This is a genomic window from Pseudomonas sp. BW16M2, assembly GCF_014268865.1.
Taxonomy (GTDB): domain Bacteria; phylum Pseudomonadota; class Gammaproteobacteria; order Pseudomonadales; family Pseudomonadaceae; genus Aquipseudomonas; species Aquipseudomonas peradeniyensis.
In genome coordinates, this window is the sequence record NZ_JABWRI010000017.1 from 66,260 (window position 1) to 86,582 (window position 20,323).

Below are 20,323 nucleotides of genomic sequence, written 5' to 3' on the forward strand. Positions count from 1 at the left end.
CAAGCGACTCCAGCTATTCTCAACAGGCTGACACCCTGCAATCACGCTGTCCCAGGAGCTCGCAATGGCCACAGCACCCCATCGGGCAGCGTTACTCTCCCTGCTCGTCCTCGCACTGTCGCTGACTACTGGCTGTTCGAGCAAACACGCCACCACCCGCTACGCAGCGCAAGGCTCCGCCTGCTACGCCAAGGCCCTGCCCAGCAGCGGTGAAGGCGGCCTGGCCTTCGGCCCCACCCTCGCCATGGCCAGCAAGAAATCGCTGGCCAGTTGCGTGCGCTACGCCGGCAGGTCGGGCGGCACGCCGCATACCTGCCAGGTCGTCGTGGCCAAGTGCAAGGGCTGAGCTAGCCCAGCGCCTCCTCGATCAGCGCGGCGACTTCCTTGGCCCGCGAGGCCAGCGACGCGTGGCTGGCATCCAGGGTGATGACCTTGCGCGCCTTCAACCGCGCCGACATCATCTGCTGGTTGGCCGGCGCGATCATGTGATCCTGGCTGGAGACCTGGTACCACGACGGTTTGTGCTTCCACGCAGGATCAACGATGGTATCGCCAAAGGTGCTCGCCAGCGGCGCCTTCTGTGTCACCGCCATGACCAGCGCCTCGTCCGCCGACAGGTCCTGGCAGAAGCTCTCGTGGAACTTGTCGACCTTGATCCACAGGTAGCCGTCGGTATCCGGCGCCAGGTTCGCTGCCGCCAGCGGTGGATGCTGCTGGGTCAGTGCGCCTGGGCTCTCGCCCGCATCGGGTGCGAAGGCCGCGATGTAGACCAGCCCCGTCACATTGCCCTGGTTGCCCGCCTGGGTGATCACCGCCCCGCCATAGGAATGCCCGACCAGCAGTACCGGCCCGCCAACCTGCGCCACCATCTTGCGCGTGCGCTCGGCGTCATCCGCCAGGGAGGTCAGCGGCAGCTCCACGGCGCGGACATCCTTGATGCCCTTGCGCGCCAGCTCGACGATCACCTTGCCCCAATGGGCGGCACCGCCCCAGAAACCATGTACCAATACGACAGTAGGCTTGCTCATGGATGAAGACCTTCGCTAGGGAACAGGGATGTGATTCGCCGCAACAGCATAGGCCACCGATTACCGCGCCTTAGATCAAAGGCATTGGACGGCACCCCCGCAAATGACGCAAAAGCCTATTGACCCGCCTGCTGGCGTTGCCAGCGTTGCAGGTTCTCGACCACCAGCTGCTCGGGCAGCGGGCCTGCAACCAGCGCCTTCATCTTGCGCGCCAGCTGCTCGCGCAGCGCCGGCTTGTTGCAGCCGGACTTGTGTGACAACGCCAGGTACAACCCTTCGCTGGAGATTGGTGGTTCAAGTACCTCTAGCGCCTGCTCCTTACCCAGCGTGCGAGCCAGGGCCAGCCCGGGATAGTGTTCGAAGATCACATAATCGCTGCGCTTGAGCAGCAGCTTCTGGAAAGCCTGGGTGACGCTGGGCACGGCCTCGAGGTTGAGCTGCGCCCGAGCGTAGTCGTCGAAGGCCTGGCCGTGGCTGTTGTTGACCAGCGTTCCGCCACGTCGCCCCTTGAGGTCGGACCAGTCGCTGTAGACGAAGCCCTCCCCCTTGCGCACCCAGACCACACTGGAGTTGAACAGGAACGGCGGGCTGACGAAGTCCACCAGCCGCTCTCGCGCCTGGGTGCGGAAATACCCGGCGAGCATGTCGACGCGCCCGCTGCTCACCTCTTCCTGGGCCCTGGACCAAGGTCCGACATACACCACGTCCACCACCAGGCCGAGTTCCTTGGCCACCTGCTTGAGCAGGTCGGCATTGGCGCCGATCAGGCGCTCGGGGTCCTGCGGGTCTCGCCAGAGATAAGGGGGATACTCCGGATTGCCGGTGGCGGTGAGATGCTGACAGGCGTCAGCGGCGACGGTGATCTTGGGCACCATCGCCAGGGCGAACGACAACATCACAGACAGGCCCAGACAACGTCCGCTCATTGCGTTCCTCGCGCTATGGATTACGCCACTGACAACGTGGCCTTACACAGTGTGCACGAGAAATGACCGATCGCCACGTGCACTGTCGTGATCCGTGCTGCGGTACGTCGTCACGCCTGCCCCTGAACGTGCCGGGCTGTCTCAGCCGGCAGCTCGCGGCATCAGGTCGTAGGGGTGTTTCCAGCCAGGAACCGCCTGTATCCGTGCCTTCCAGGCTTCGATATGGCGGAACTCGTCCAGCGCCAAACCCGTGTCTTCGGGCATGTACACATATCCCGCCAGGGACAGGTCGGCGATAGTCAGGCGCCCGCCCACCATGAATGGCGTGTCTGCCAGGTGCGCATCGACGATCTGGTAGGCCGCCCTGGCCCGCTCGCGCAAGAAGCGGGTGACATCCGACTCGCCCATGTTCTTCAGGCAGTAGATGAAACGCAATGCCGCGTAATAGCTGGTGAACTTGTGGTTGTCGAACAGCATCCAGCGCCAGATCTCGCGCTTCTCATGATCGTCGCGCGGGCCGAAGCGGCCGGTGCGCTCGGCCAGGTAGTCGAGGATCAGCGCCGACTGGGTGAGCTTCTCGCCGGCATGCTCCAGCACGGGCACCTCGCCCTGTTCATTGACCGCATCACGCCAGTCCTGGCCACGGGTCTGGCCGTGGAAGAAATCGACGAACACCGGCGCCCAGTCCTGGCCGGTGAGCTCCAGCATCAGTGCGACCTTGTAGGCGTTGCCGGATTCGGCAAAGCAGTGGAGCGTGTATTCGGCCATGAGTGTCAGGTTCCCTTGATCAATGCAGGTCAGCAGAATGACCAGATCCTAATCCTGCAACGGCTGTGAACGCTACAGCCGTTTGCCTTGGCGTCACAGTGGAACTCCCGGCGACCCTTTGCGCTCTTAACATCATGCAGTAACTCCCTTGGGCATTACCTTTCCGGAGGACTCGCCATGCGCCATTTACTGCTCGTTCCCTCACTGCTGCTCCTGCTCCCCACAGGTTTCGCCCTGGCTCGCGTCGATGCCGGGGATGTCGCCACCTCGGCGGGGATCTCCGCATCGCTGTACTCGACCTTCAAGGACGACAAACGGATCATTCCGGCCCGTGACGAACTGTCGGCCTTCGTCGCCAGTGGCGGTGCCATTCGCGGGGCTTACCTGGAGTCGGCGCTGGCCCATGTACGCCAGGCCAATCCCGGGCTGCAGGTCAGTGACGAGGAACTGGCCCGGGCGCTACTGTCGCAGGATGACGGGTTGGCGGATCACTGAGCGCAAGAAACCCGGGGCCGCCATGCGGCCCCTGCCTGCTCAGCGCGCCCGGTTGGTCACCCCGAACGGGATGTGCACCGACGGCGCCACGGTGCTGGTGCTCTTCAGATGCCCCGATTGGTCGTCGAAGAAGATGTGCGGCTTGAGCACCTGCAGCACCCGCCGTTTCTCGATGCCCCCGAGGAAGAATGCATCGTTGGCCATCACCCCCCAGCTTTTCAGGGTGTTGAGCGCCCGTTCATGGGAGGGCGCGTTGCGCGCCGTGACGATCGATACCCGCAGACGGTTCTCGTAGCCGGGATGGGCCAGCTTGTGCTGCTCCTCGGCCGCCTGGATACGGGCAATACGCACGAAGAACTCCTTGAGCGGGCCAGGGTTGTGCGGCTGGGTGACGTTGATCACTTCATGGGCGTGGAAACTGTCCAGCCCGCCTGACTGCATCACCGCCTCCGACTCGTCCCCGGCCAGCACGCCGTCGAAGTCGAAGGCGATGCGCAGGTTGTCGTCGCTCTCGTCGTCATCGAACTTCGAATCCAGCACCTGCCCTGCCGGATAGCCGGCCTTGATTGCCGCATCGACGTGCTGCTTGTCAGCGGAGAGGAACAGGGCGATGTTCAACGCCGGGATGTACTCGTACGGCGAGCGGCCCTGGGTGAAGATCGCCCGGGTCATGTTCAGGCCGTAATGGCCGATGGTCTTCATCACCCGCATGCCGGTGTCCGGGTCGTTCTGCGACAACAGCACCACCTCCACCAGCGGGTCCTCGGGATCGCCACGCAGGTCGTTGAGGGCCAGCAGACGCTTGATGAAGGGATAGGCAATGCCTTTTCCCAACGGCACGTCCAGGTGCTGCTCCTGGTATTTGCGGTACTGCGCCTCGCCCTCTCGACGGAACACCGCGTCCGACTCGCTGAGGTCGAACACCGCGCTGGAGGCGACGCCGATGACCAGCCGATCATCCAGTTCGAAGGCCATGGGGCTTTCCTTGTATTGATAACGTTGTACGCGACGCCGCTCAGCCTTCGCTGCGGCCCTGCAGGCGCGAGGTCCAGTCCTCGACCTGGTGTTGCTCCAGGCGCTTCTCCAGGGTCCGACGCCAGTTCGGCACCAGCGGCAGCGCCAGGCACTCGCGCAACAGGTCGGGCTCCAGTCGCTTGTCGAACAGCACTGCCGAAAGTCGCGCCACCGACCAGTCGCCGTGCGGACGCTCGACCAGTTGCAGGGCATCGCCCGCCTCGATCACGCCCTCCTCCAGCACCCGGTAGTACCAGCCGGTACGCCCGCTCTGCTGCACCCGCAACGCCATCTGCGCCACGTCGAAACGGTCGTTGAGTTTCCAGCACGGCATGCGCCCCTGGGAGATTTCCAGCAACGCCGTGCCGACGCGGATCCGGTCGCCCAGGCAGACATCAGCCTCGCGCCAGCCGCTGCTGCTGAAATTTTCGCCGAAGGCGCCAGGCCGCGTCAGCAAGGGGTGCTCGCCCAGTTCGGCGGTCCAGTCGGGATAGTGATCGCGGGGGTAATGGTGAACGGCTTTCTCGACACCACCGTGTACGCGCAGATCGCCCTGTTGGTCGCCGGCGATACCGAGGAAGGTGACTGCCAGAGGGCCTTGGCGAGGCTGCTTGTCGATGGCACTGTGCGAACCCGGGCGGGTGAACGGCCGGGCGCGGCCGGTGAGCAGGCTGTCGAGGCACGGGCTGGGCGAGGTCATGCGGCGGTCTCGTGGAAAGGTCCGCCAGAGCTTACACCAGAGCGCTGGGTAATACCTCAGGGAGCGGGCAAGCCCGCTCCTGCAAAGCTGTACCGAGCGTTACTTGCCCCGCGCCTTGTTGTAGATGGTCTTGGCGCGGTCGGCCGAGGCTTGGCACGTTTCCATATCCCCCTTGGCCTGGGCGTCCTTCGCCTGTTTGAGCAACTCGTGATAGTCATGGGCCATGCCGCCATGCAGCGCTTGGCCATCACTCTTGCTGATGTATTCCAGGTCCTTGATCTTGGCATCGCAGTTGGTCGCAGGACCATCCTCGGCGTGGGCGGCGAAACTCAGTACGCAGGTGATCGCTAACAATGTCATGGATTTCATGGCGTGCTCTCCTGGGAAACCGATGCAGCACAGAGCATAGTTCGCCAGCGCATGCCCGCCGGGGCTTCAGCCCAACGGTAGTGCAACCTCGCCGACCAGAAAGTCGATGAACACCCGCACCTTCAACGGCATGTGCCAGACCTGCGGGTACACGAGCAAAAAAGGCCTCGACGTCCCGCCATGCCCGGCCAGCACCTCGACCAACTCGCCACTGTCCAGCGCATCCTGCACGGTGAAACGGTAGGCCTGCATCAGGCCGCCACCGTGGCGCGCCAGGGTCGTGGTGGCGAGGAAATCACCCAGGCAGGTGAACGCACCCTGGGTCTGCAACTCGACCAGCTGTCCATCACGGCGAAAGCTCCAAGTCGGTCGCCTGCCGCTGCTGGGCAGCTCGAACTGGATGCACTCATGCCCGGCCAGGTCCTCCAGGGTCTGTGGCGTACCGGCCCGGGCCAGGTAGCCGGGGGTGGCGACCACCACCAGTTCGGCGTCCTCCAGGCGTCGGGCCACCAGCCGCGAATCGGCCGGCGCCCGGCCGCGGATCGCCAGGTCGAAGTGCTCCTCGGCGAAATCGACGTTGCGGTTGCTGACATGCACATCCACCTGCACCCCTGGATAGCGCTGGCGGAAACGCGGCAACAGCGGCAACAGGCGGTGATGGGCATAGGGCGTCGGTGCGCTGATGCGCAGTCGGCCAGCGGGTTCGAGCTGGCCACCGGTGACCTGGCGCTCGGCCTCGACCAGTTGGCCCAGCGCCTGCCGACAGTGCTGGTAATAAGCCTGGCCGGCTTCGCTCAGGCGCATCTGCCGGGTGGTGCGCACGAACAGACGCACGCCCAGGCGCTCCTCCAGGCGCGCCACCGAGCGGCTAACCGCAGCGGGCGTGACCCCTGCCAGGGTGGCCGCCTCGGTAAAGCTGCCGGCATCGGCGGCAAGGCAGAACAACTCCAGGCTGCCCAGTTGCAGGTCATCGAAATGGCGGGTCATGGCGGGCTCAATTAATTACATAATGTATCGATTGAAATGCCATACACCTCATTTTTCAAGCTGCCGTTTCAACTTAGAGTGGCTCCACACCCGAGCAACGGCTCGCACCACCGGAGATACTCCCATGAGCAAGGCAAGAACCGTCATCATCACCGGCGCCTCCAGCGGCCTGGGCTTCGCCCTGGCCCAGGCCTACCTCGAGCGTGGCGACAATGTGGTCGGCAACGCCCGCACCCAGGCCCGCCTCGACGAGGCCGCCGCCCGCCTGGGCAACCCGGCCGGTTTCATCGGCGTGGCCGGCGACATCGCCGAGAAAACCACCGCCGAACGGCTGTTCGCCGCCGCCCTGGAAGCCTTCGGCCGGGTCGATATCCTGGTCAACAACGCCGGGATCTTCATTCCCAAGCCGGTGACCGACTACACCGAGGCCGACGTCGACGCGTTGGTCGGCACCAACCTCAAGGGTTTCTTCTACCCCGCCCAGGCTGCGGCGAAAATCATGAAGGCCCAAGGCCACGGGCATATCGTCACCATCACCGCCTCAGTGGCCCTGCAGCCGGACACCCGCGTCCCGGCGCTGCTGCCGGTGCTGGTCAAGGGCGGGCTGAACCAGGCGGTCAAGGGCCTGGCCCTGGAGCTGGCAGCGAGCGGCGTGCAGGTCAACGCCGTGGCCCCGGGCATCATCGACACCCCGCTGCACAGCGGCCATGCCGAAGGGCTCGGCGCGCTGTCGCCGAGCGGTCGCACCGGCAAGCCCGAGGATGTGGTGGACGCCGTGCTGTACCTGACCGACGCCCGTTTCGTCAGCGGCGTCATCCTCCCCGTCGACGGTGGCAGCACCGCCGGCACCTGGCACTGAACTGGAGCGACGCACATGCCTTATGTCCATATCCGCGTGACCGATGAAGGCGTCACGGCCGAACACAAGCGCCAGCTGATCGAGGGCACCACCCACCTGCTTGAGCAGGTACTCAACAAGCCGCCGGCGAGCACCTTCGTGGTGATCGAGGAAGTGCCCACCGACAACTGGGGCGTCGGCGGCGAGTCAGTGAGCACATTGAGAGCACGCGAACGGCGATAAAAAGCCACCACCGGCCTGGACAACTGGCCGGTTCGCATGCGCCTAGCGCAACAGCGCCTGGATCTGCTCGTGGAGCGTGTCGAGGTCGAACGGCTTGGCCAGGATCGGCGCCTTGCGCGCGATCGGGCTGCCCGACTCGACAATCTCCGCCGGGTAGCCACTGATGAAGATCACCTTCAGGTCCGGGCGCAGCTTCACCGCAGGCTCGGCGATCTCCACTCCTGAAATCCCCCCTGGCAGACGGAAATCGGTGACCATCAGGTCCAGGTGCGGCTTGCTCGCCAGGATCGCGAACGCCTGTTCGCCATCCTCGGCCACCAGCACGTGGTAACCCTCGCCGGCCAGGTAGTCGCGCAGGATCATGCGGATCGCCGGTTCGTCCTCGACCACCAGTACCACGTCTTGTGCATCTTCACTCATGACAACGCCTTCGCATTCAACAGGTTGGCCATCAGACCCCAGCACTACGCAGAGGTTGCGCGGGCCGGATCGCAATGTTGCAACTGTGCCGACATCGGCAACCGTACAGTGAAGGTCGAGCCGACGCCGGCCTGGCTGTCGACCTGGATCCGCCCGCCGTGGGCGAGGACGATCTGCTCGGAGATGTACAGCCCCAGGCCCAGGCCGCCCGTGGCCTGCTGCGCGGCGACGCGCTCGAACTGCTGGAAGATCCGCTGCAGGTGCTGGGCATCGATGCCGATGCCATGGTCCTGTACCTGCACGCAGGCCATGTCGCCCTCCTCGAACACCCGCACCTGCACCGGCTTGCGGTCACCGTAGCGCAAGGCATTGGACAACAGGTTGGCCACCACTTGTTCAATCCGGAACTCGTCCCACTCGCCCTGCAAGGGGTCGCAGCGCTGCAGTTCGAGCGCCGTGTCCACGGCGCCGGCCTGGGCGGCGAAGTTCTCCACCAGGCCCCGCACCAGTTGCCCGAGGTCGAAGGTACGAGGGCGGATCGACAGCTTGCCGGTACGGATCCGCGACACATCGAGCATGTCCTCGACCAGGCGGATCAGGCTGTTGATCTGGCGCTCGTCGCGCTCGACCATGGCCTTGAGCTTGTCCTCGCTGAACGCCGCCAGGTTGCCGCGGGACAGGTGCAGGCGGCGCAGCTGGGTTTCCAGGATCAGCCCGTTGAGCGGCGTGCGCACCTCATGGGAGACGATCGACATGAAGTCGTCGCGCATGCGCACCGCGTGCTCCAGCTCGCCCCGCGCCGCCTGCAACTGGGCCAGCAGCAGCTCCTGCTCCTGGCGGCTCTGCTCCAGGGCCTGCAACTGACGATCCAGGGCCTTGCGCTGGCGGAACAGGTCAACGAACACCGACACCTTGCTCTTCACCGCCAGGGTTTCCAGCGGCTTGTGCAGGAAGTCCACGGCGCCGCTCTCGTAGCCCTTGAAGGCGTAGTTCATCTCGCGCCCGGCGGCGCTGACGAAGACGATGGGAATGTTGCGGGTCTTTTCCGTGCCACGCATCAGCTCGGCCAGCTCGAAGCCGTTCATGCCCGGCATCTGCACATCGAGAATGGCCAGGGCGAACTCGTGTTCGAGCAGCAGCGACAAGGCCTGCTCGGCAGATTGCGCCTGATGCACCTCGCGGTCCTCGCCCTGGATCAGGGCGTCGAGGGCCAGCAGGTTCTCCGGCAGGTCGTCGACGATCAGCAGTTTCGCGGTGATGTGGCTTAGCATGCGCTGGGTTCCAGGGTAGCGAGCAACTGCCCGATACCGCCAAGGGAAAGAATATGGTCAGGGTCGTGCAGGGCCAGGGCGGCCTCCGGCATCAACGCCACCTGTGCGTCGCGGGGGTCCTGGACAACCGTCCGGCCACCGCTTTGTCTGATGCGCAAAAGCCCCCGGGCACCGTCTTCATTGGCCCCGGTGAGCAGCACGCCGAGCAGGCCCGGGCCGTAGGCATCGGCGGCCGACTCGAAGAGAAAATCGATCGCCGGGCGCGAGAAATGCACCGGCGCTTCCTGGCTGAGCGAGAAGCTGAAGTCGCGCTCGACCGACAAGTGATAACCCGGTCCCGCCACGTAGATCAGCCCCGGCTCGATCCGCGCCTTGTCCAGGGCCTCGCGCACCGGCCGGCGCAGGCGGCGCTGCAGCACCTCAGCGAGCTGGCTGTGGCGGTCGTCCGGCAGGTGCAGCACGCACAGCACCGGGATGGCGAAATCGGCCGGCAATGCGCCAAGCACGCTGAACAGCGCCGTGACGCCGCCCGCCGAGGCGCCGATGACGATCGCGCGCACGCCGTTCATGTCTTGCGGTAGATCCGCTCGGGCCGCACCAGCGGCTCGAAGCCTTCACTGTATGCCGAGAAATCCACCGACTCCTTGCTGCCCAGCACCAGGAAACCACGGTGGCACAGCGACTCGTGGAACAGGCCCAGGGCGCGGTCCTGCAGATCCTTGTTGAAATAGATCAGTACGTTGCGGCATGACACCAGCTGAGTCTCGGAAAACACACTGTCAGTGGCCAGGCTGTGGTCGGCGAAAGTCACATTGTCGCGCAGGCTTGAGTCCATGATGGCGTTGCCGTAGGCGGCGGTGTAGTACTCGGAGAAATCCCGCCGGCCACCGGCCTTGCGGTAGTTCTCCTCGTACTCGCGCATGCTCTGCATCGAGTAGATGCCCTGCTTGGCGCGCTCCAGCGAGTGCGGGTTGATGTCGGTGGCGTAGAGGATGGTGCGCTCCAACAGGCCTTCCTCGCGCAGCAGGATGGCCATGGAGTACACCTCCTCGCCGGTGCTGCAGCCGGCGATCCACAGCTTCAGCGACGGCCAGGTGCGCAGCAGCGGCACCACTTCGTTGCGCAGCGCGAGGAAATGCCCGGGGTCGCGGAACATCTCGCTGACCGGGATCGTCAGGTACTGCAGCAGCTCGAGGAACATGCCCGGGTCGTGCAGCACCCGCTCCTGCAGCGCCGACACCGTGCGGCAGTCGAACTGACGCACGGCGTGGAGGATCCGGCGCTTGATCGAGGCGCCGGAGTAATCGCGAAAATCGTAGCTGTACTTGAGGTAGATCGCCTCGATCAACAGCCGGATCTCGATATCGGTGTTGCGTTCACTGGTCAAGATTTCAGATTCGCTCCAATTGCGGCAGCCAGACCCGGATCAGCGAGAACAGGCGGTCCAGGTCGATCGGTTTGGCCAGGTAGTCGTTGGCACCAGCCTGCAGGCAGCGCTGCTGGTCGTCCTTCATCGCCTTGGCGGTCACGGCGATGATCGGCAGCTTGCGCCAGCGCGGCTGCTGGCGGATCAGGCGGGTGGCCTCGTAGCCGTCCATCTCCGGCATCATCACGTCCATCAGCACCAGGTCGATGTCGTCGTTGGCCTCCAGGCATTCGATGGCCTCGCGCCCGTTGCGGCCGATCTCGACGATCGCGCCCTTGTGCTCCAGGGCACTGGTCAGGGCGAAGATATTACGCACGTCGTCGTCCACCAGCAGGACCTTGCGCCCCTCGAACACCTTGTCGCGGCTGCGCGCGGTCTTGAGCATGCGTTGGCGTTCGTTGGACAGCTGCGACTCGACCTTGTGCAGGAACAGCGTGACTTCGTCGAGCAGGCGCTCGGGCGAACGCGCGCCCTTGATGATGATCGAGCGCGAATACTTGAGCAGGTCGGCCTCTTCTTCGCGGGTAAGGTTGCGTCCGGTGTAGACGATCACCGGGGGGAAGCTGCGGATGTCCTCGGCGGTCATGCGCTTGAGCAGCTCGTTGCCGAGCATGTCGGGCAGCTTGAGGTCGATGATCATGCAGTCGTAGATGTTCTCGCGCAGCAGTGCCAGGGCGTCCTGGGCCATGGCCACGGCGGTGATCTGGATATCGTCGTCGCCGATCAGGCGGGCGATGCTCTCGCGCTGCAGGTCATCGTCCTCCACCAGCAGGATGTGCTTGAGCTTCTGCGTGAGCTTGGCCTCCAGGCGGCCGAACACCGCCTTGAGCTCCTCGCGGCTGGTGGGCTTGACCGCGTAGCCCACCGCGCCCATGTGCATGGCCGCCTCGACGCGGTCCTCCACCGAGATGATGTGCACCGGGATATGCCGGGTGCCGGCCTGCTCTTTCAGGCGCTGCAGCACGGTGAGCCCGGAATGGTCGGGCAGGCGCATGTCCAGCAGGATGGCGTCGGGCAGGTACTGCGCGGCCAGCTCGAAGCCTTCGTCGGCGGCATGCGCGACCAGGCAGCTGTAGCCCAGTTCGTGGGCCAGGTCGAAGAGGATGCGGGCGAAGTTCGGCTCGTCCTCGATCACCAGGATGCAGCGATTGGCGAACGGCGCCTGGGCGCGGTCGTCGGCGAAGGCCGGGGCCGGACGCTCGGTGCGCACCGGCGCCGGTACCGGCGGCGCCGGTGGCAGTTCGTCGACCGCCGGGCGCAGGCTGTGCACCTCGACCTGTTGCGCCGATGGCTCGAAGTGCTCCGGCAGGATCAGACTGAACACGCTGCCCTGCCCCGGGCTGCTGTCGACGTTGATCTGCCCGCCCAGCAGGTGCGCCAGGTCGCGGGAGATCGACAGGCCCAGGCCGGTGCCGCCGTAGCGACGGTTGCTGGTGCCATCGACCTGGTGGAAGGCGCCGAAGATCGCCTGCTGCTGGTCGGCGGCGATGCCGATGCCGGTGTCGCGCACGGCGAAGACGATGCCCAGGCCGGCCTGGTGGCTGATGCCCAGGCTGACCTGGCCGCGCTCGGTGAACTTGATGGCGTTGGACAGCAGGTTCTTGAGGATCTGCTCCAGGCGCTGGCGGTCGGTGAACAGGCTCGCCGGCAGCGGCTGCTCGAGCTTGACCTCGAAGGCCAGGCCCTTGTCCTGGGCCAGCGGCTGGAACATGCCCCGCAGGCCCTCGACCAGGCGTTCCAGCGGCGTGCTCTCGGCACGCACCTCGAGCTTGCCGGCCTCGACCTTGGCGATGTCGAGGATGTCGTTGATCAGGTTCAGCAGGTCGTTGCCGGCCGAGTAGATCGACTCGGCGAACTTGACCTGCTCCTCGCTGAGGTTGCCCTCGGCGTTCTCGGACAAGAGCTTGGCCAGGATCAGCGAGCTGTTGAGCGGCGTGCGCAGCTCGTGGGACATGTTGGCGAGGAATTCGGACTTGTACTTGCTCGAGCGCTGCAGGTCGTCGGCGCGGGCCTGCAGTTCGACCTGGGCCTGGTTCAGCTCGCCGTTCTTGCGGTCCAGGGCGTCGGTGCGCTCGGCCAGCTGTTCGTTGGTCTGCTCCAGCTCCGCCTGCTGGGTCTCAAGGTGAGCCTGGGACTCCTTGAGTACCCGCGACTGCTCCTCGAGCTCCTCGTTGGCGGTCTTGAGCTCCTCCTGCTGCACCTGCAGTTCCTCGTTGAGCTGCTGGGTCTCGGCCAGCACCTCCTGCAGGCGCTGGCGGTAGCGCGCGCTCTCGATGGAGATGCCCAGGTTCTCGGTGATCCGCTCCAGCAGCTCCACGTCGCGCTCCTGCAGCGCACGCAGGAAACCCAGCTCCAGCACGCCGTTGACCCGCCCGTCGTCCTGGGACGGCACCAGCACGCCGCTGCGCGGCAGGCCGCTGCCAAGGCCCGAACTCAAGCGATAGTAGTCCTCCGGCAGCGCGTCCAGACGCAGCAGGCGCCCTTGGACCACCGCCTCGCCCAGCAGGCCGGCATGATCACCCAGACGCGGTTCGCTACCCTGCTGCTCGGCATCCAGGCCATAGGTGGCGACCCGCACCAGCTGGCCATGCTCATCGCGCACGTACAGCGCGCCAACCACGCTGCCCAGGTAGCCGGCGAAGAAGCGCAGGATTTTGTCGCCGAGCATGGGCAGGGTCAGCTGGCCCAGCACCTGCTCGGCCAGCTGGGTCTGCCCGGCGCGCAGCCAGGCCTGGTGTTCCAGGCGCTCGGCGGCGCGTTGCTGGGCCTCCAGGTTCGACACGTAGCTGGACGACAATGCCAGCAGGTCACGACGCCCCAGGTAGGCGAGCAAGGCGCTCAGGGCGACGATGAACAGCACGAAGGCCGAGATCGCGGTGACCGTCACCCTGCTCACCGTCTCGTTGCGCGTCGTGCGCAGTTGCTGCTCGGTGTTGATGAAGGTGTCGAACTCCTTGCGGATCTCGTCGGTCAGGCGCTTGCCGCGGCCACGGCCGATCGACGCCTGCACATCGCCCTGGCTGCGGCGCTGGCTGATCATCTCGTTGCCGAAGGTGTTCCATTCACGCTGCAAGGCTGCGATGCGGTCGATGCGGTCGACCTGCTGGGGGTTGTCGGCGACCATTTCCTTCAGGCTGTCCAGGCTGCCGAAGATGCGCGGCTTGGCCACCTCGTACGGATCGAGGAAACGCTCCTCGCCGGTCAGCAGGTAGCCGCGCATGCCGGTTTCCATGTCGATCGACAGCTTGATCGTCTCGTTGGCATTGCCGATCACCCGGTCGGTGTGCTCGACCCACTGCATGGCCGAGAGCAGGTAGTTGATCACCGCGACAAACGCCACGGCGCCCAGGAGCCCTACGCCCAGGGGCAGGCCGACGTTACGGCTCAGCAGTTTGCGAAAGCTGCGTTGGTCCATCGAGGCTGCTTGAATCATCTGAAAGTGCCCGAGTGAAAAAAGTCCATTGAACAGTCCGACGGCTACGTCTTGTAAGTGCTACCTGTGCCAGACCGACCGGGGGGAATACAGCGAGTCTAACCAGCTTTGGCGGATCTGGCAGGGCATTTAGCCAGTATTTGAAGCCTGTCTACGGCAATCGTTCCATCTATTTGCCCGTGCCGGTAAGCTTGGGAACTTCTGCCACCGCCTTGCGCACAGAGTAGAGACAATCCATCGAAACAGGATCCGCACCATGCACCTTCTGGTAGTCGAAGACGACGACATCGTACGCATGCTGATAGTCGAAGTGCTCGGCGAACTGGGCTACACCGCCATCGAGGCCGACAGTGCCGGCGCGGCCCTGAAGATCATCGAGGATCCCGACCAGCCGCTGGCGCTGTTGATGACCGACGTCGGCCTGCCCGACCTGCGCGGCGAGGAACTGGCCGCCAAGGCCCGCGAGGCCCGGCCACTGCTGCCGGTGCTGTTCGCCAGCGGCTATGCCGAGAGTTTCACTGTGCCCGAGGGCATGCACCTGATCGGCAAGCCGTTCAGCATCGATCAGCTGCGCGATAAAGTACTGGAGATTCTCGGTGCGCCGTCCACGCCTGGCCCGAAGCCCCTGTAGGAGCGGCCAGCGAAAGGCACAGGCTGAAATATTTTGAACGTCTTGCGCTTTTAAGCTTCCAACGTTCGAGGTATGCCTCTTTCGCCGGAAAGCCACCATGAAGATGCCCTGCCGCGCCCCCTGCGTCCTTCTGGAACTGGACTTCGTCCGCGACACCCTGTTCGGCCGGGTGGCCCAGCGCGCCGAGTGCCAGGTGCAACTGGCGGCCCTCAGCCTGCAAGGCCGCCCGGCACTGCGCCTGCATATCGAGCCGCCGCTGCCGGGCAAGGTGGAGAAAGCCCACAGCGTCGCCTTCGCCTGGGAAGGACGCAACTACCGCGGCGTGGTCCGCGAGCATGTCAAATGCGGTGACGGTGGCATCAACCTGCTGCTCGAGCTTTTATGAGCTCAGGCGCTGACCTTGCGTACAGCGGCCGGGGCATTGCGCTGCGCCTTGACCCTTGCCACCAAACCCAGCAGATCATGGCAGCTGTTGAGCTCGGCAACCGGCACGCCGGTCACGGTCAGGCAGTCGTCCAGGCTCTCGCCCTGCCCCAGACGAATAGTAAGGTGTTCGCCATCCGGGCAGCTCACCTCGCAGCGGTCAGGCAGGCAGGCCTGTTCGATCATTTGCCGCATCTCAAGCATCGAAACGCCAATCAACGACATGGTACGACCCTCTCTGTACTGGATGGCCTGTTGGGTGTGGTACGCCCTCGACTGGCAGGCTGCCAATTGATATTGCCCATGCCCGGGTGCAGGTCCATTCGCCCAGGCAATGACAACGTCGAAGTGCCTCTAGCACCTTAGTGGAAGAAACCACCGGCATGGGATTGTTCGATCGATGCGACCATCTTGGCGACGGGTGGTCGGGGTTTAAAACCGTGCAAGCTCCTCGCGACAGAACTCGACGAACAATTGCGCCGGCTTGGTCAGTTGCACACGCTTGAGGTGCGCCGCCGCCAGGCCCGACAGCGCCACCGGCTCGGTGATGTCGAGGGTCACCAGGCGCTGTCCGTCGTAGGTGAACTCGGAGTGCGGCCGGGTCACCAGCAGCGAGAAACCGAAGCCCTGCCCCACCATGCCCCGAACCATCTCGATCGACGGCGAACTGAAGACGATGTTCGGCGTCAGCCCCAGCTCGTTGAACAGGCTGACGAAATAGGTGCGGCTCGGCGCCACGTCGAGCAGGATCATCGGTTCCGGGCACAGGTCGCGCAGCGACACCTGGGTTTGCCCTGCGAAACGGTGTTTTTCCGGCAGCAGCACATAGGGTTTCTGCGCCGGCATCAACGGCTCGGTCTCGATGGTGCCGTCCAGGTCATGGTCGTAGAGGAACGCCAGGTCGAAGGTGCCCGCCGTCAGGCCCTGGATCAGGTCCTGCTGCTCGCCGTCGCGCAGGCGGATGTCCACCCCCGGGTAACGCTGGCGAAAACCGGCGATCAGCCGCGGCAGGTACAAAGGCGCCACGGTTTCGAAACAGCCGATGTCGATCTGCCCGGCCACCGTGTCGTTGTCGGCCAGGGCGTTCTGCTCGAACTCATGGGCCATCTGCAGCAGGGCCCGGGTCTTGGCGTAGAAGCGCTTGCCGCTAGGCGTCAGCGACACGCCCTGGGCGTGATGGCGGATGAACAGCTGCACGCCGAAGCTTTCTTCCAGGCTCTTGATCGCGGTGGAGATCGACGGCTGGGCGATATACAGCTGGCGCGAGGCCTCGGCGACGCTGCCGGCCTCCACGGTGGTGACGAAGTACTTGAGTTGGCGCAAGGTGTAGGAAGCCACGCTGACCTCTCTGGCGCCGGGGGTGGCGCACGGAATTTTTCTGTCAGCTTACCTCGGCTTGGCCCCTGTGGGCCGGTCACCCAGGCAAGGATTTACCTGGGTCCTGAGCACAATTTTCCGTTGCACCGCCAGCCAGGGCCGATTGATCAGACGGCCTGCAGCGGAATATCCCCGCCCGCGCCCTTGCCGTCGCGGCGCTCGCTCATCCAGTCATTGACCTTCTGCCCGAACTCGGCCGGCGCCTTGCGCCCGAAGCGCCGCGCCAGGTCGAGGATGGTCTGCTGGGCCAGCGCCTCCTCCATGCGCTTCTGCGCCCCCAGCATCACCGCATGGATCGCGCAGGTGCCTTCGGTGGCCCAGGCCGGCGCGGCGCCCTCGAACACCGCGCAACGCTCGCGGATCTCCCGGCAGTCGAAGAGTTTCTTCGGTCCGTCGATGGCCGTGACGATATCCAGCACGGTGATCTCGTCTGAAGGCCGCGCCAGGCGGAACCCGCCACGCACGCCTTCGGTCGCCGCCACCAGCCCGGCGCGGGCCAGCTTGGTGAAGACCTTGGCCAGGTATTCCTGGGGCACGCCCTGCAACTCGGCCAGGTCGCGCACGCTGGACTCGCGGCTGTCGCCGCGCTCGTCCACCAGGAACAGCAGGCAGTGGATGCCGTATTCGACACCGGCGCTGTAAAGGGACATATCAATCTCCGACTAGATCTGTCGCAAATAGTACGCCCTTCATCGGTGACAGGCAAAGCCAGTCGTCGCCGTCCGTCGCTGCACAGGCACATCAACACCCCAACAGAAGCCAATAAACACGCTGGCTACAGCCGATGCACCAGCGCTTGCGAACGCACGCCCCGAAAAAAAACACTTGCCGATCAAAACTACGACCAATACAGTCGTAGTTATTCGACAGGCAGTGAACGCCTCATCGAAGACCCTTTTCCTATCCTTGCGGAGCACCCACATGACCTCTCGTATCCTGATCATCGGTGCCGGCTTTGCCGGTGTCTGGAGCGCCCTGAGCGCCGCCCGCCTGCTCGACCAGGCACAACGCGGCGACGTGCGCATCAGCGTGCTGGCCCCGCAGCCGCAACTGCGCATCCGTCCACGCTTCTACGAGGCCGACGTCCACACGCTGCAGGCGCCGCTGGAGGCCCTGTTCGACGTGGTGGGCGTGGAATTCATCCCTGGCACCGCCGACAGCATCGACAGCGCCGCCCGCCAGGTCGGCTACCGCGATGCCGATGGCCTGCCGCAGCAGCTCGCCTACGACCGCCTGATCCTCGCCGCCGGCAGCCAGGTGGCCCGCCCTGCCGTGCCGGGCCTGGCCGAGCACAGCTTCGATGTCGACCAGATGGAATCGGCCGTGCGCCTGGAACAGCACCTGCACGGCCTGGCCAGCCTGCCGGCCTCGCCGGCGCGCAACACCGTGGTGGTCTGCGGCGGCGGCTTCACTGGCATCGAGACCGCCACCGAAATGCCGCCGCGCCTGCGCGCCATCCTCGGCGAAGGCCATGCCCGCGTGGTACTGATCGACCGTGGCGCCAGCGTCGGTGCCGCCCTCGGCGCCGGGATCACCCCGGCCATCGTCGCCGCCAGCGAGCAGGCGGGCGTCGAATGGCTGACCGGCACCTCGGTGGTGGCGGTGGATGCCGGCGGCGTGACCCTGGACAACGGCGAGTACATCGCCAGCAAGACCGTGATCTGGACTGCCGGCGTCAAGGCCAGCCCGTTGACCGCGCAGGTCGCCGGCGAGCGTGACGGTTTCGGTCGCCTGCGGGTCGACGACCACCTCAAGGTGATCGGCCAGGCGCACATCTACGCCACCGGCGACGTGGCCTGGGCCGCGGTCGACGAACTGGGCAACCACGCCCTGATGACCTGCCAGCACGCCATCCCCATGGGTCGCCACAGCGGCAACAACGCCATGGCCGACCTGCTGGGCCAGGCACCGATAGCGTACCGCCAGCCCAAGTACGTCACCTGCCTGGACCTGGGCGACTGGGGTGCCGCGTACAGCGAAGGCTGGACCCGCGAACTGAAGCTGCAGGGCCAGGAAGGCAAGAACCTCAAGCGCCAGATCAACTCGGTCTGGATCTACCCGCCGGCCGCCGACCGCGCCCAGGCCCTGGCGGCAGCCGACCCGCTGATTCCGATCGTCGAGTGAACGAAAACAACAGGCCCGTCCCGGAAGTGACGGGCCTGTTTGTATGCGTCATTACATTGAACGACTGGTCAATAATAGTGGCGTTATGTCATCATTCAGAAAAAACAACATGAACCGTGAGGATATAACCCCTTTCGCAGTGCATCGAGAGCCTTTCCAGCCGAGCCCGGTCAGTCCGCGCTCTTGACGCCTGCCAGCCACCGTCAAGGAGCGTCGCATGCAATTACGGAACATGAAGATCGGTATTCGGGCAGCAGGAATGTTCACCCTGCTCGGGGTCCTGGTCCTGGCCCTGGGCCTGGTCGCCCTCTACGAAACCCGGCGGATGGACAGCGCCACCGACGAAATCCGTCTTACCTGGATGCCCGCCGTGCTCGCCCTGGGCGAGGTCAGCAGCAACCTGGGCCGGGCCCGCGCCCTGACCCTGCGCAGTGTCCTGGAGGACAGCAGCAGCGCCCGCCATGCCACGCTGGACAAGATCGTCCAGGTCAACCAGCAGCTCGAAGACGACCTCAAGGCCTACGAGCGCACCATCTTCGCCGCGGATGACCGCGCCCTGTTCGACACCTTCATGGGCCTGAGCGAACGCTATCACGCATTGCAGCAAGCCATCCGCGCCGCCGCCGGCAATGACCGACTGGACGAGGCCCGACGCCTGGTCAACGGCCCGCTGGCCGAGTACGCCGACAGCATGATGAAGGCCCTGGCCGCGCTGATCGACTACAACACCAAGGGCGCCGAGCAAGCCTCATTGCGCAGCAGCGCGGCATCCGACGAAGCCTTCAGCCTGATCATCGCCGCCATTGCCGTGATCACCCTGGCGTTGATCGGCATCGCCACCCTGCTCACCCGCAGTATCGTCGTGCCCCTGGCCGACGCCGTTGCCGTGGCCGAGCGGGTCGCCACCGGCGACCTGACCCGCGAGATCGTCGTGCTCGGCCGCGACGAACCGGCCTTGCTGCTGGCCGCCCTGAGCCGCATGCAGCATAGCCTGCGCGACACCCTGCGCAGGATTGCCGCATCTTCCGACCAGCTGGCCTCGGCCTCCGAGGAGCTGCACACCGTCACCGAGGACACCAGCCGCGGCCTGCACCAGCAGAGCGCCGAGATCGACCAGGCCGCCACGGCGGTCAACCAGATGACCGCCGCCGTCGAAGAAGTGGCCAACAATGCCGTGAGCACTGCCGACGCCTCCCAAGGCGCCGACCGCACCACCCGCGACGGTCGCGACCAGGTCAACCAGGCACTGGCCTCGATCCAGCACCTGGTCGATGACGTGACCGGCACCTCCGGGGAGATCGAGCAGTTGGCCAGCCACGCCAACGAGATCAGCCAGGTCTTGGATGTGATCGGCTCGATCGCCGGGCAAACCAACCTGCTGGCCCTTAACGCCGCCATCGAGGCCGCCCGCGCCGGTGAGGCTGGCCGAGGCTTCGCCGTGGTCGCCGACGAGGTACGCGCCCTGGCCCACCGCACCCAACAGTCCACCGCTGAAATCGAGCAGATGATCGGCGGCATCCAGTCCGGCACCGAGCGTGCGGTCAGCGCCATGCACAGCAGCCAAGGCCGCGCCAACGGCACCCTGGCCGTGGCCCAGTCGGCTGGCCAGGCCCTGGAACTGATCGCCGAGGCCATCGCCACCATCAACCAGCGCAACCTGGTAATCGCTACCGCCTCCGAACAGCAGGCCCAGGTGGCCCGGGAGGTGGACCGCAACCTGGTGAACATCCGCGACCTGGCGATGCAGACCTCGGCCGGCGCCAACCAGACCAGCGCGGCGGCCCAGGACCTGTCACGCCTGGCGGTGGAGCTGAACGGGATGGTGGCGCAGTTCAAAGTCTGAGCAAGCG

Annotated in this window: 23 protein-coding genes; 8 read left to right on the plus strand and 15 right to left on the minus strand. The window is 65.3% G+C overall.

Annotation, left to right across the window (positions count from 1 at the left end):
- The first annotated feature begins 64 nt into the window (after positions 1–64).
- A complete protein-coding gene (locus HU735_RS16500) occupies positions 65–346 on the plus strand; it encodes a hypothetical protein (protein ID WP_186714370.1) in 282 nt (93 codons plus the stop codon).
- A 1-nt stretch (position 347) separates the two neighbouring features.
- On the opposite strand, the gene HU735_RS16505 is transcribed toward HU735_RS16500, so the two are convergent.
- The 3 genes from HU735_RS16505 to HU735_RS16515 all read right to left on the minus strand — a co-directional run bounded on the left by HU735_RS16505 (position 348) and on the right by HU735_RS16515 (position 2,722).
- The gene (locus tag HU735_RS16505) at positions 348–1,028 is read right to left on the minus strand and encodes an alpha/beta hydrolase (protein ID WP_186714371.1); all 681 of its coding nucleotides are present in this window, start codon (positions 1,026–1,028) and stop codon (positions 348–350) included.
- A gap of 116 nt (positions 1,029–1,144) precedes the next feature.
- Positions 1,145–1,954 carry a transporter substrate-binding domain-containing protein gene (locus HU735_RS16510; protein ID WP_186714372.1) on the minus strand — a complete coding sequence of 270 codons (810 nt, stop codon included), beginning with the start codon at positions 1,952–1,954 and terminating at the stop codon, positions 1,145–1,147.
- A gap of 141 nt (positions 1,955–2,095) precedes the next feature.
- Positions 2,096–2,722: a glutathione S-transferase gene (locus HU735_RS16515; RefSeq protein ID WP_186714373.1), complete on the minus strand. Its 627-nt coding sequence runs from the start codon at positions 2,720–2,722 to the stop codon at positions 2,096–2,098.
- 177 nt (positions 2,723–2,899) lie between these two features.
- Here HU735_RS16515 and HU735_RS16520 point away from each other — a divergent pair, with 177 nt between their 5' ends.
- On the plus strand, positions 2,900–3,217 hold the full coding sequence (locus HU735_RS16520) for a DUF2388 domain-containing protein (protein WP_186714374.1): 318 nt from the start codon (positions 2,900–2,902) through the stop codon (positions 3,215–3,217).
- 39 nt (positions 3,218–3,256) lie between these two features.
- Here HU735_RS16520 and HU735_RS16525 read toward each other — a convergent pair whose 3' ends face one another.
- The 4 genes from HU735_RS16525 to HU735_RS16540 all read right to left on the minus strand — a co-directional run bounded on the left by HU735_RS16525 (position 3,257) and on the right by HU735_RS16540 (position 6,287).
- Complete coding sequence (locus HU735_RS16525) at positions 3,257–4,192, minus strand: 5'-nucleotidase (RefSeq protein ID WP_050705958.1); 936 nt, start codon at positions 4,190–4,192, stop codon at positions 3,257–3,259.
- A gap of 40 nt (positions 4,193–4,232) precedes the next feature.
- A complete protein-coding gene (locus HU735_RS16530) occupies positions 4,233–4,931 on the minus strand; it encodes an MOSC domain-containing protein (protein ID WP_186714375.1) in 699 nt (232 codons plus the stop codon).
- Between the two features lie 99 nt (positions 4,932–5,030).
- Positions 5,031–5,300 (minus strand): hypothetical protein, encoded by a 270-nt coding sequence (locus HU735_RS16535; RefSeq protein WP_186714376.1) that lies wholly within the window; start codon positions 5,298–5,300, stop codon positions 5,031–5,033.
- A 66-nt stretch (positions 5,301–5,366) separates the two neighbouring features.
- On the minus strand, positions 5,367–6,287 hold the full coding sequence (locus HU735_RS16540) for a LysR family transcriptional regulator (RefSeq protein WP_186714377.1): 921 nt from the start codon (positions 6,285–6,287) through the stop codon (positions 5,367–5,369).
- Positions 6,288–6,411: 124 nt separating this feature from the next.
- On the opposite strand from HU735_RS16540, the gene HU735_RS16545 reads away from it, so the two are divergent.
- Together HU735_RS16545 and HU735_RS16550 are read left to right on the plus strand one after the other, a co-directional pair.
- Positions 6,412–7,146, plus strand: coding sequence for an SDR family oxidoreductase (locus HU735_RS16545; RefSeq protein WP_186714378.1), 735 nt, complete (start codon positions 6,412–6,414; stop codon positions 7,144–7,146).
- 15 nt (positions 7,147–7,161) lie between these two features.
- Positions 7,162–7,368: a 4-oxalocrotonate tautomerase family protein gene (locus HU735_RS16550; protein WP_186714379.1), complete on the plus strand. Its 207-nt coding sequence runs from the start codon at positions 7,162–7,164 to the stop codon at positions 7,366–7,368.
- Between the two features lie 42 nt (positions 7,369–7,410).
- On the opposite strand, the gene HU735_RS16555 is transcribed toward HU735_RS16550, so the two are convergent.
- Genes HU735_RS16555 through HU735_RS16575 form a run of 5 tightly spaced genes read right to left on the minus strand, consistent with a single transcriptional unit; the run spans position 7,411 to position 13,918 of the window.
- Positions 7,411–7,788, minus strand: a complete 378-nt coding sequence (locus tag HU735_RS16555) for a response regulator (protein WP_186714380.1) — start codon at positions 7,786–7,788, stop codon at positions 7,411–7,413.
- A 44-nt stretch (positions 7,789–7,832) separates the two neighbouring features.
- Entirely contained in the window at positions 7,833–9,059 is a 1,227-nt protein-coding gene (locus tag HU735_RS16560; RefSeq protein WP_186714381.1) for a hybrid sensor histidine kinase/response regulator, read from the minus strand.
- Positions 9,053–9,628: a chemotaxis protein CheB gene (locus tag HU735_RS16565; RefSeq protein WP_186714382.1), complete on the minus strand. Its 576-nt coding sequence runs from the start codon at positions 9,626–9,628 to the stop codon at positions 9,053–9,055. The genes HU735_RS16560 and HU735_RS16565 overlap by 7 nt, the downstream gene beginning before the upstream one ends.
- A complete protein-coding gene (locus HU735_RS16570) occupies positions 9,625–10,446 on the minus strand; it encodes a protein-glutamate O-methyltransferase CheR (protein WP_050705979.1) in 822 nt (273 codons plus the stop codon). The genes HU735_RS16565 and HU735_RS16570 overlap by 4 nt, the downstream gene beginning before the upstream one ends.
- Positions 10,447–10,450: 4 nt before the next feature.
- Entirely contained in the window at positions 10,451–13,918 is a 3,468-nt protein-coding gene (locus tag HU735_RS16575; RefSeq protein ID WP_186714383.1) for a response regulator, read from the minus strand.
- A 256-nt stretch (positions 13,919–14,174) separates the two neighbouring features.
- Between HU735_RS16575 and HU735_RS16580 the strand changes: the two genes are divergently transcribed.
- Positions 14,175–14,549 (plus strand): response regulator, encoded by a 375-nt coding sequence (locus tag HU735_RS16580; protein WP_186714384.1) that lies wholly within the window; start codon positions 14,175–14,177, stop codon positions 14,547–14,549.
- A 97-nt stretch (positions 14,550–14,646) separates the two neighbouring features.
- The gene (locus HU735_RS16585; protein ID WP_186714385.1) at positions 14,647–14,934 is read left to right on the plus strand and encodes a hypothetical protein; all 288 of its coding nucleotides are present in this window, start codon (positions 14,647–14,649) and stop codon (positions 14,932–14,934) included.
- 2 nt (positions 14,935–14,936) lie between these two features.
- Here the strand turns inward: HU735_RS16585 and HU735_RS16590 are convergent, their stop codons facing one another.
- From HU735_RS16590 to HU735_RS16600, 3 genes are all read right to left on the minus strand, one after another.
- Positions 14,937–15,197 carry a DUF1652 domain-containing protein gene (locus HU735_RS16590; RefSeq protein ID WP_186714386.1) on the minus strand — a complete coding sequence of 87 codons (261 nt, stop codon included), beginning with the start codon at positions 15,195–15,197 and terminating at the stop codon, positions 14,937–14,939.
- A gap of 207 nt (positions 15,198–15,404) precedes the next feature.
- On the minus strand, positions 15,405–16,310 hold the full coding sequence (locus HU735_RS16595) for a LysR family transcriptional regulator (RefSeq protein WP_186714387.1): 906 nt from the start codon (positions 16,308–16,310) through the stop codon (positions 15,405–15,407).
- 146 nt (positions 16,311–16,456) lie between these two features.
- Positions 16,457–16,999, minus strand: coding sequence for an Rrf2 family transcriptional regulator (locus HU735_RS16600; protein WP_186714388.1), 543 nt, complete (start codon positions 16,997–16,999; stop codon positions 16,457–16,459).
- A gap of 271 nt (positions 17,000–17,270) precedes the next feature.
- Here HU735_RS16600 and HU735_RS16605 point away from each other — a divergent pair, with 271 nt between their 5' ends.
- Together HU735_RS16605 and HU735_RS16610 are read left to right on the plus strand one after the other, a co-directional pair.
- On the plus strand, positions 17,271–18,473 hold the full coding sequence (locus HU735_RS16605) for an NAD(P)/FAD-dependent oxidoreductase (protein WP_186714389.1): 1,203 nt from the start codon (positions 17,271–17,273) through the stop codon (positions 18,471–18,473).
- Between the two features lie 217 nt (positions 18,474–18,690).
- Entirely contained in the window at positions 18,691–20,316 is a 1,626-nt protein-coding gene (locus HU735_RS16610; RefSeq protein ID WP_186714390.1) for a methyl-accepting chemotaxis protein, read from the plus strand.
- The last annotated feature ends 7 nt before the right edge of the window (positions 20,317–20,323 follow it).

Coding starts and splice junctions, on each gene's coding strand:
- HU735_RS16565 (WP_186714382.1), bottom strand. CDS start 9,628: ATGAACGGCGTGCGCGCGATCGTCATCGGCGCCTCGGCGGGCGGCGTC.
- HU735_RS16510 (WP_186714372.1), bottom strand. CDS start 1,954: ATGAGCGGACGTTGTCTGGGCCTGTCTGTGATGTTGTCGTTCGCCCTG.
- HU735_RS16590 (WP_186714386.1), bottom strand. CDS start 15,197: ATGTCGTTGATTGGCGTTTCGATGCTTGAGATGCGGCAAATGATCGAA.
- HU735_RS16525 (WP_050705958.1), bottom strand. CDS start 4,192: ATGGCCTTCGAACTGGATGATCGGCTGGTCATCGGCGTCGCCTCCAGC.
- HU735_RS16600 (WP_186714388.1), bottom strand. CDS start 16,999: ATGTCCCTTTACAGCGCCGGTGTCGAATACGGCATCCACTGCCTGCTG.
- HU735_RS16575 (WP_186714383.1), bottom strand. CDS start 13,918: ATGATTCAAGCAGCCTCGATGGACCAACGCAGCTTTCGCAAACTGCTG.
- HU735_RS16545 (WP_186714378.1), top strand. CDS start 6,412: ATGAGCAAGGCAAGAACCGTCATCATCACCGGCGCCTCCAGCGGCCTG.
- HU735_RS16540 (WP_186714377.1), bottom strand. CDS start 6,287: ATGACCCGCCATTTCGATGACCTGCAACTGGGCAGCCTGGAGTTGTTC.
- HU735_RS16605 (WP_186714389.1), top strand. CDS start 17,271: ATGACCTCTCGTATCCTGATCATCGGTGCCGGCTTTGCCGGTGTCTGG.
- HU735_RS16505 (WP_186714371.1), bottom strand. CDS start 1,028: ATGAGCAAGCCTACTGTCGTATTGGTACATGGTTTCTGGGGCGGTGCC.
- HU735_RS16515 (WP_186714373.1), bottom strand. CDS start 2,722: ATGGCCGAATACACGCTCCACTGCTTTGCCGAATCCGGCAACGCCTAC.
- HU735_RS16585 (WP_186714385.1), top strand. CDS start 14,647: ATGAAGATGCCCTGCCGCGCCCCCTGCGTCCTTCTGGAACTGGACTTC.
- HU735_RS16550 (WP_186714379.1), top strand. CDS start 7,162: ATGCCTTATGTCCATATCCGCGTGACCGATGAAGGCGTCACGGCCGAA.
- HU735_RS16520 (WP_186714374.1), top strand. CDS start 2,900: ATGCGCCATTTACTGCTCGTTCCCTCACTGCTGCTCCTGCTCCCCACA.
- HU735_RS16610 (WP_186714390.1), top strand. CDS start 18,691: ATGCAATTACGGAACATGAAGATCGGTATTCGGGCAGCAGGAATGTTC.
- HU735_RS16535 (WP_186714376.1), bottom strand. CDS start 5,300: ATGAAATCCATGACATTGTTAGCGATCACCTGCGTACTGAGTTTCGCC.
- HU735_RS16500 (WP_186714370.1), top strand. CDS start 65: ATGGCCACAGCACCCCATCGGGCAGCGTTACTCTCCCTGCTCGTCCTC.
- HU735_RS16530 (WP_186714375.1), bottom strand. CDS start 4,931: ATGACCTCGCCCAGCCCGTGCCTCGACAGCCTGCTCACCGGCCGCGCC.
- HU735_RS16580 (WP_186714384.1), top strand. CDS start 14,175: ATGCACCTTCTGGTAGTCGAAGACGACGACATCGTACGCATGCTGATA.
- HU735_RS16555 (WP_186714380.1), bottom strand. CDS start 7,788: ATGAGTGAAGATGCACAAGACGTGGTACTGGTGGTCGAGGACGAACCG.
- HU735_RS16560 (WP_186714381.1), bottom strand. CDS start 9,059: ATGCTAAGCCACATCACCGCGAAACTGCTGATCGTCGACGACCTGCCG.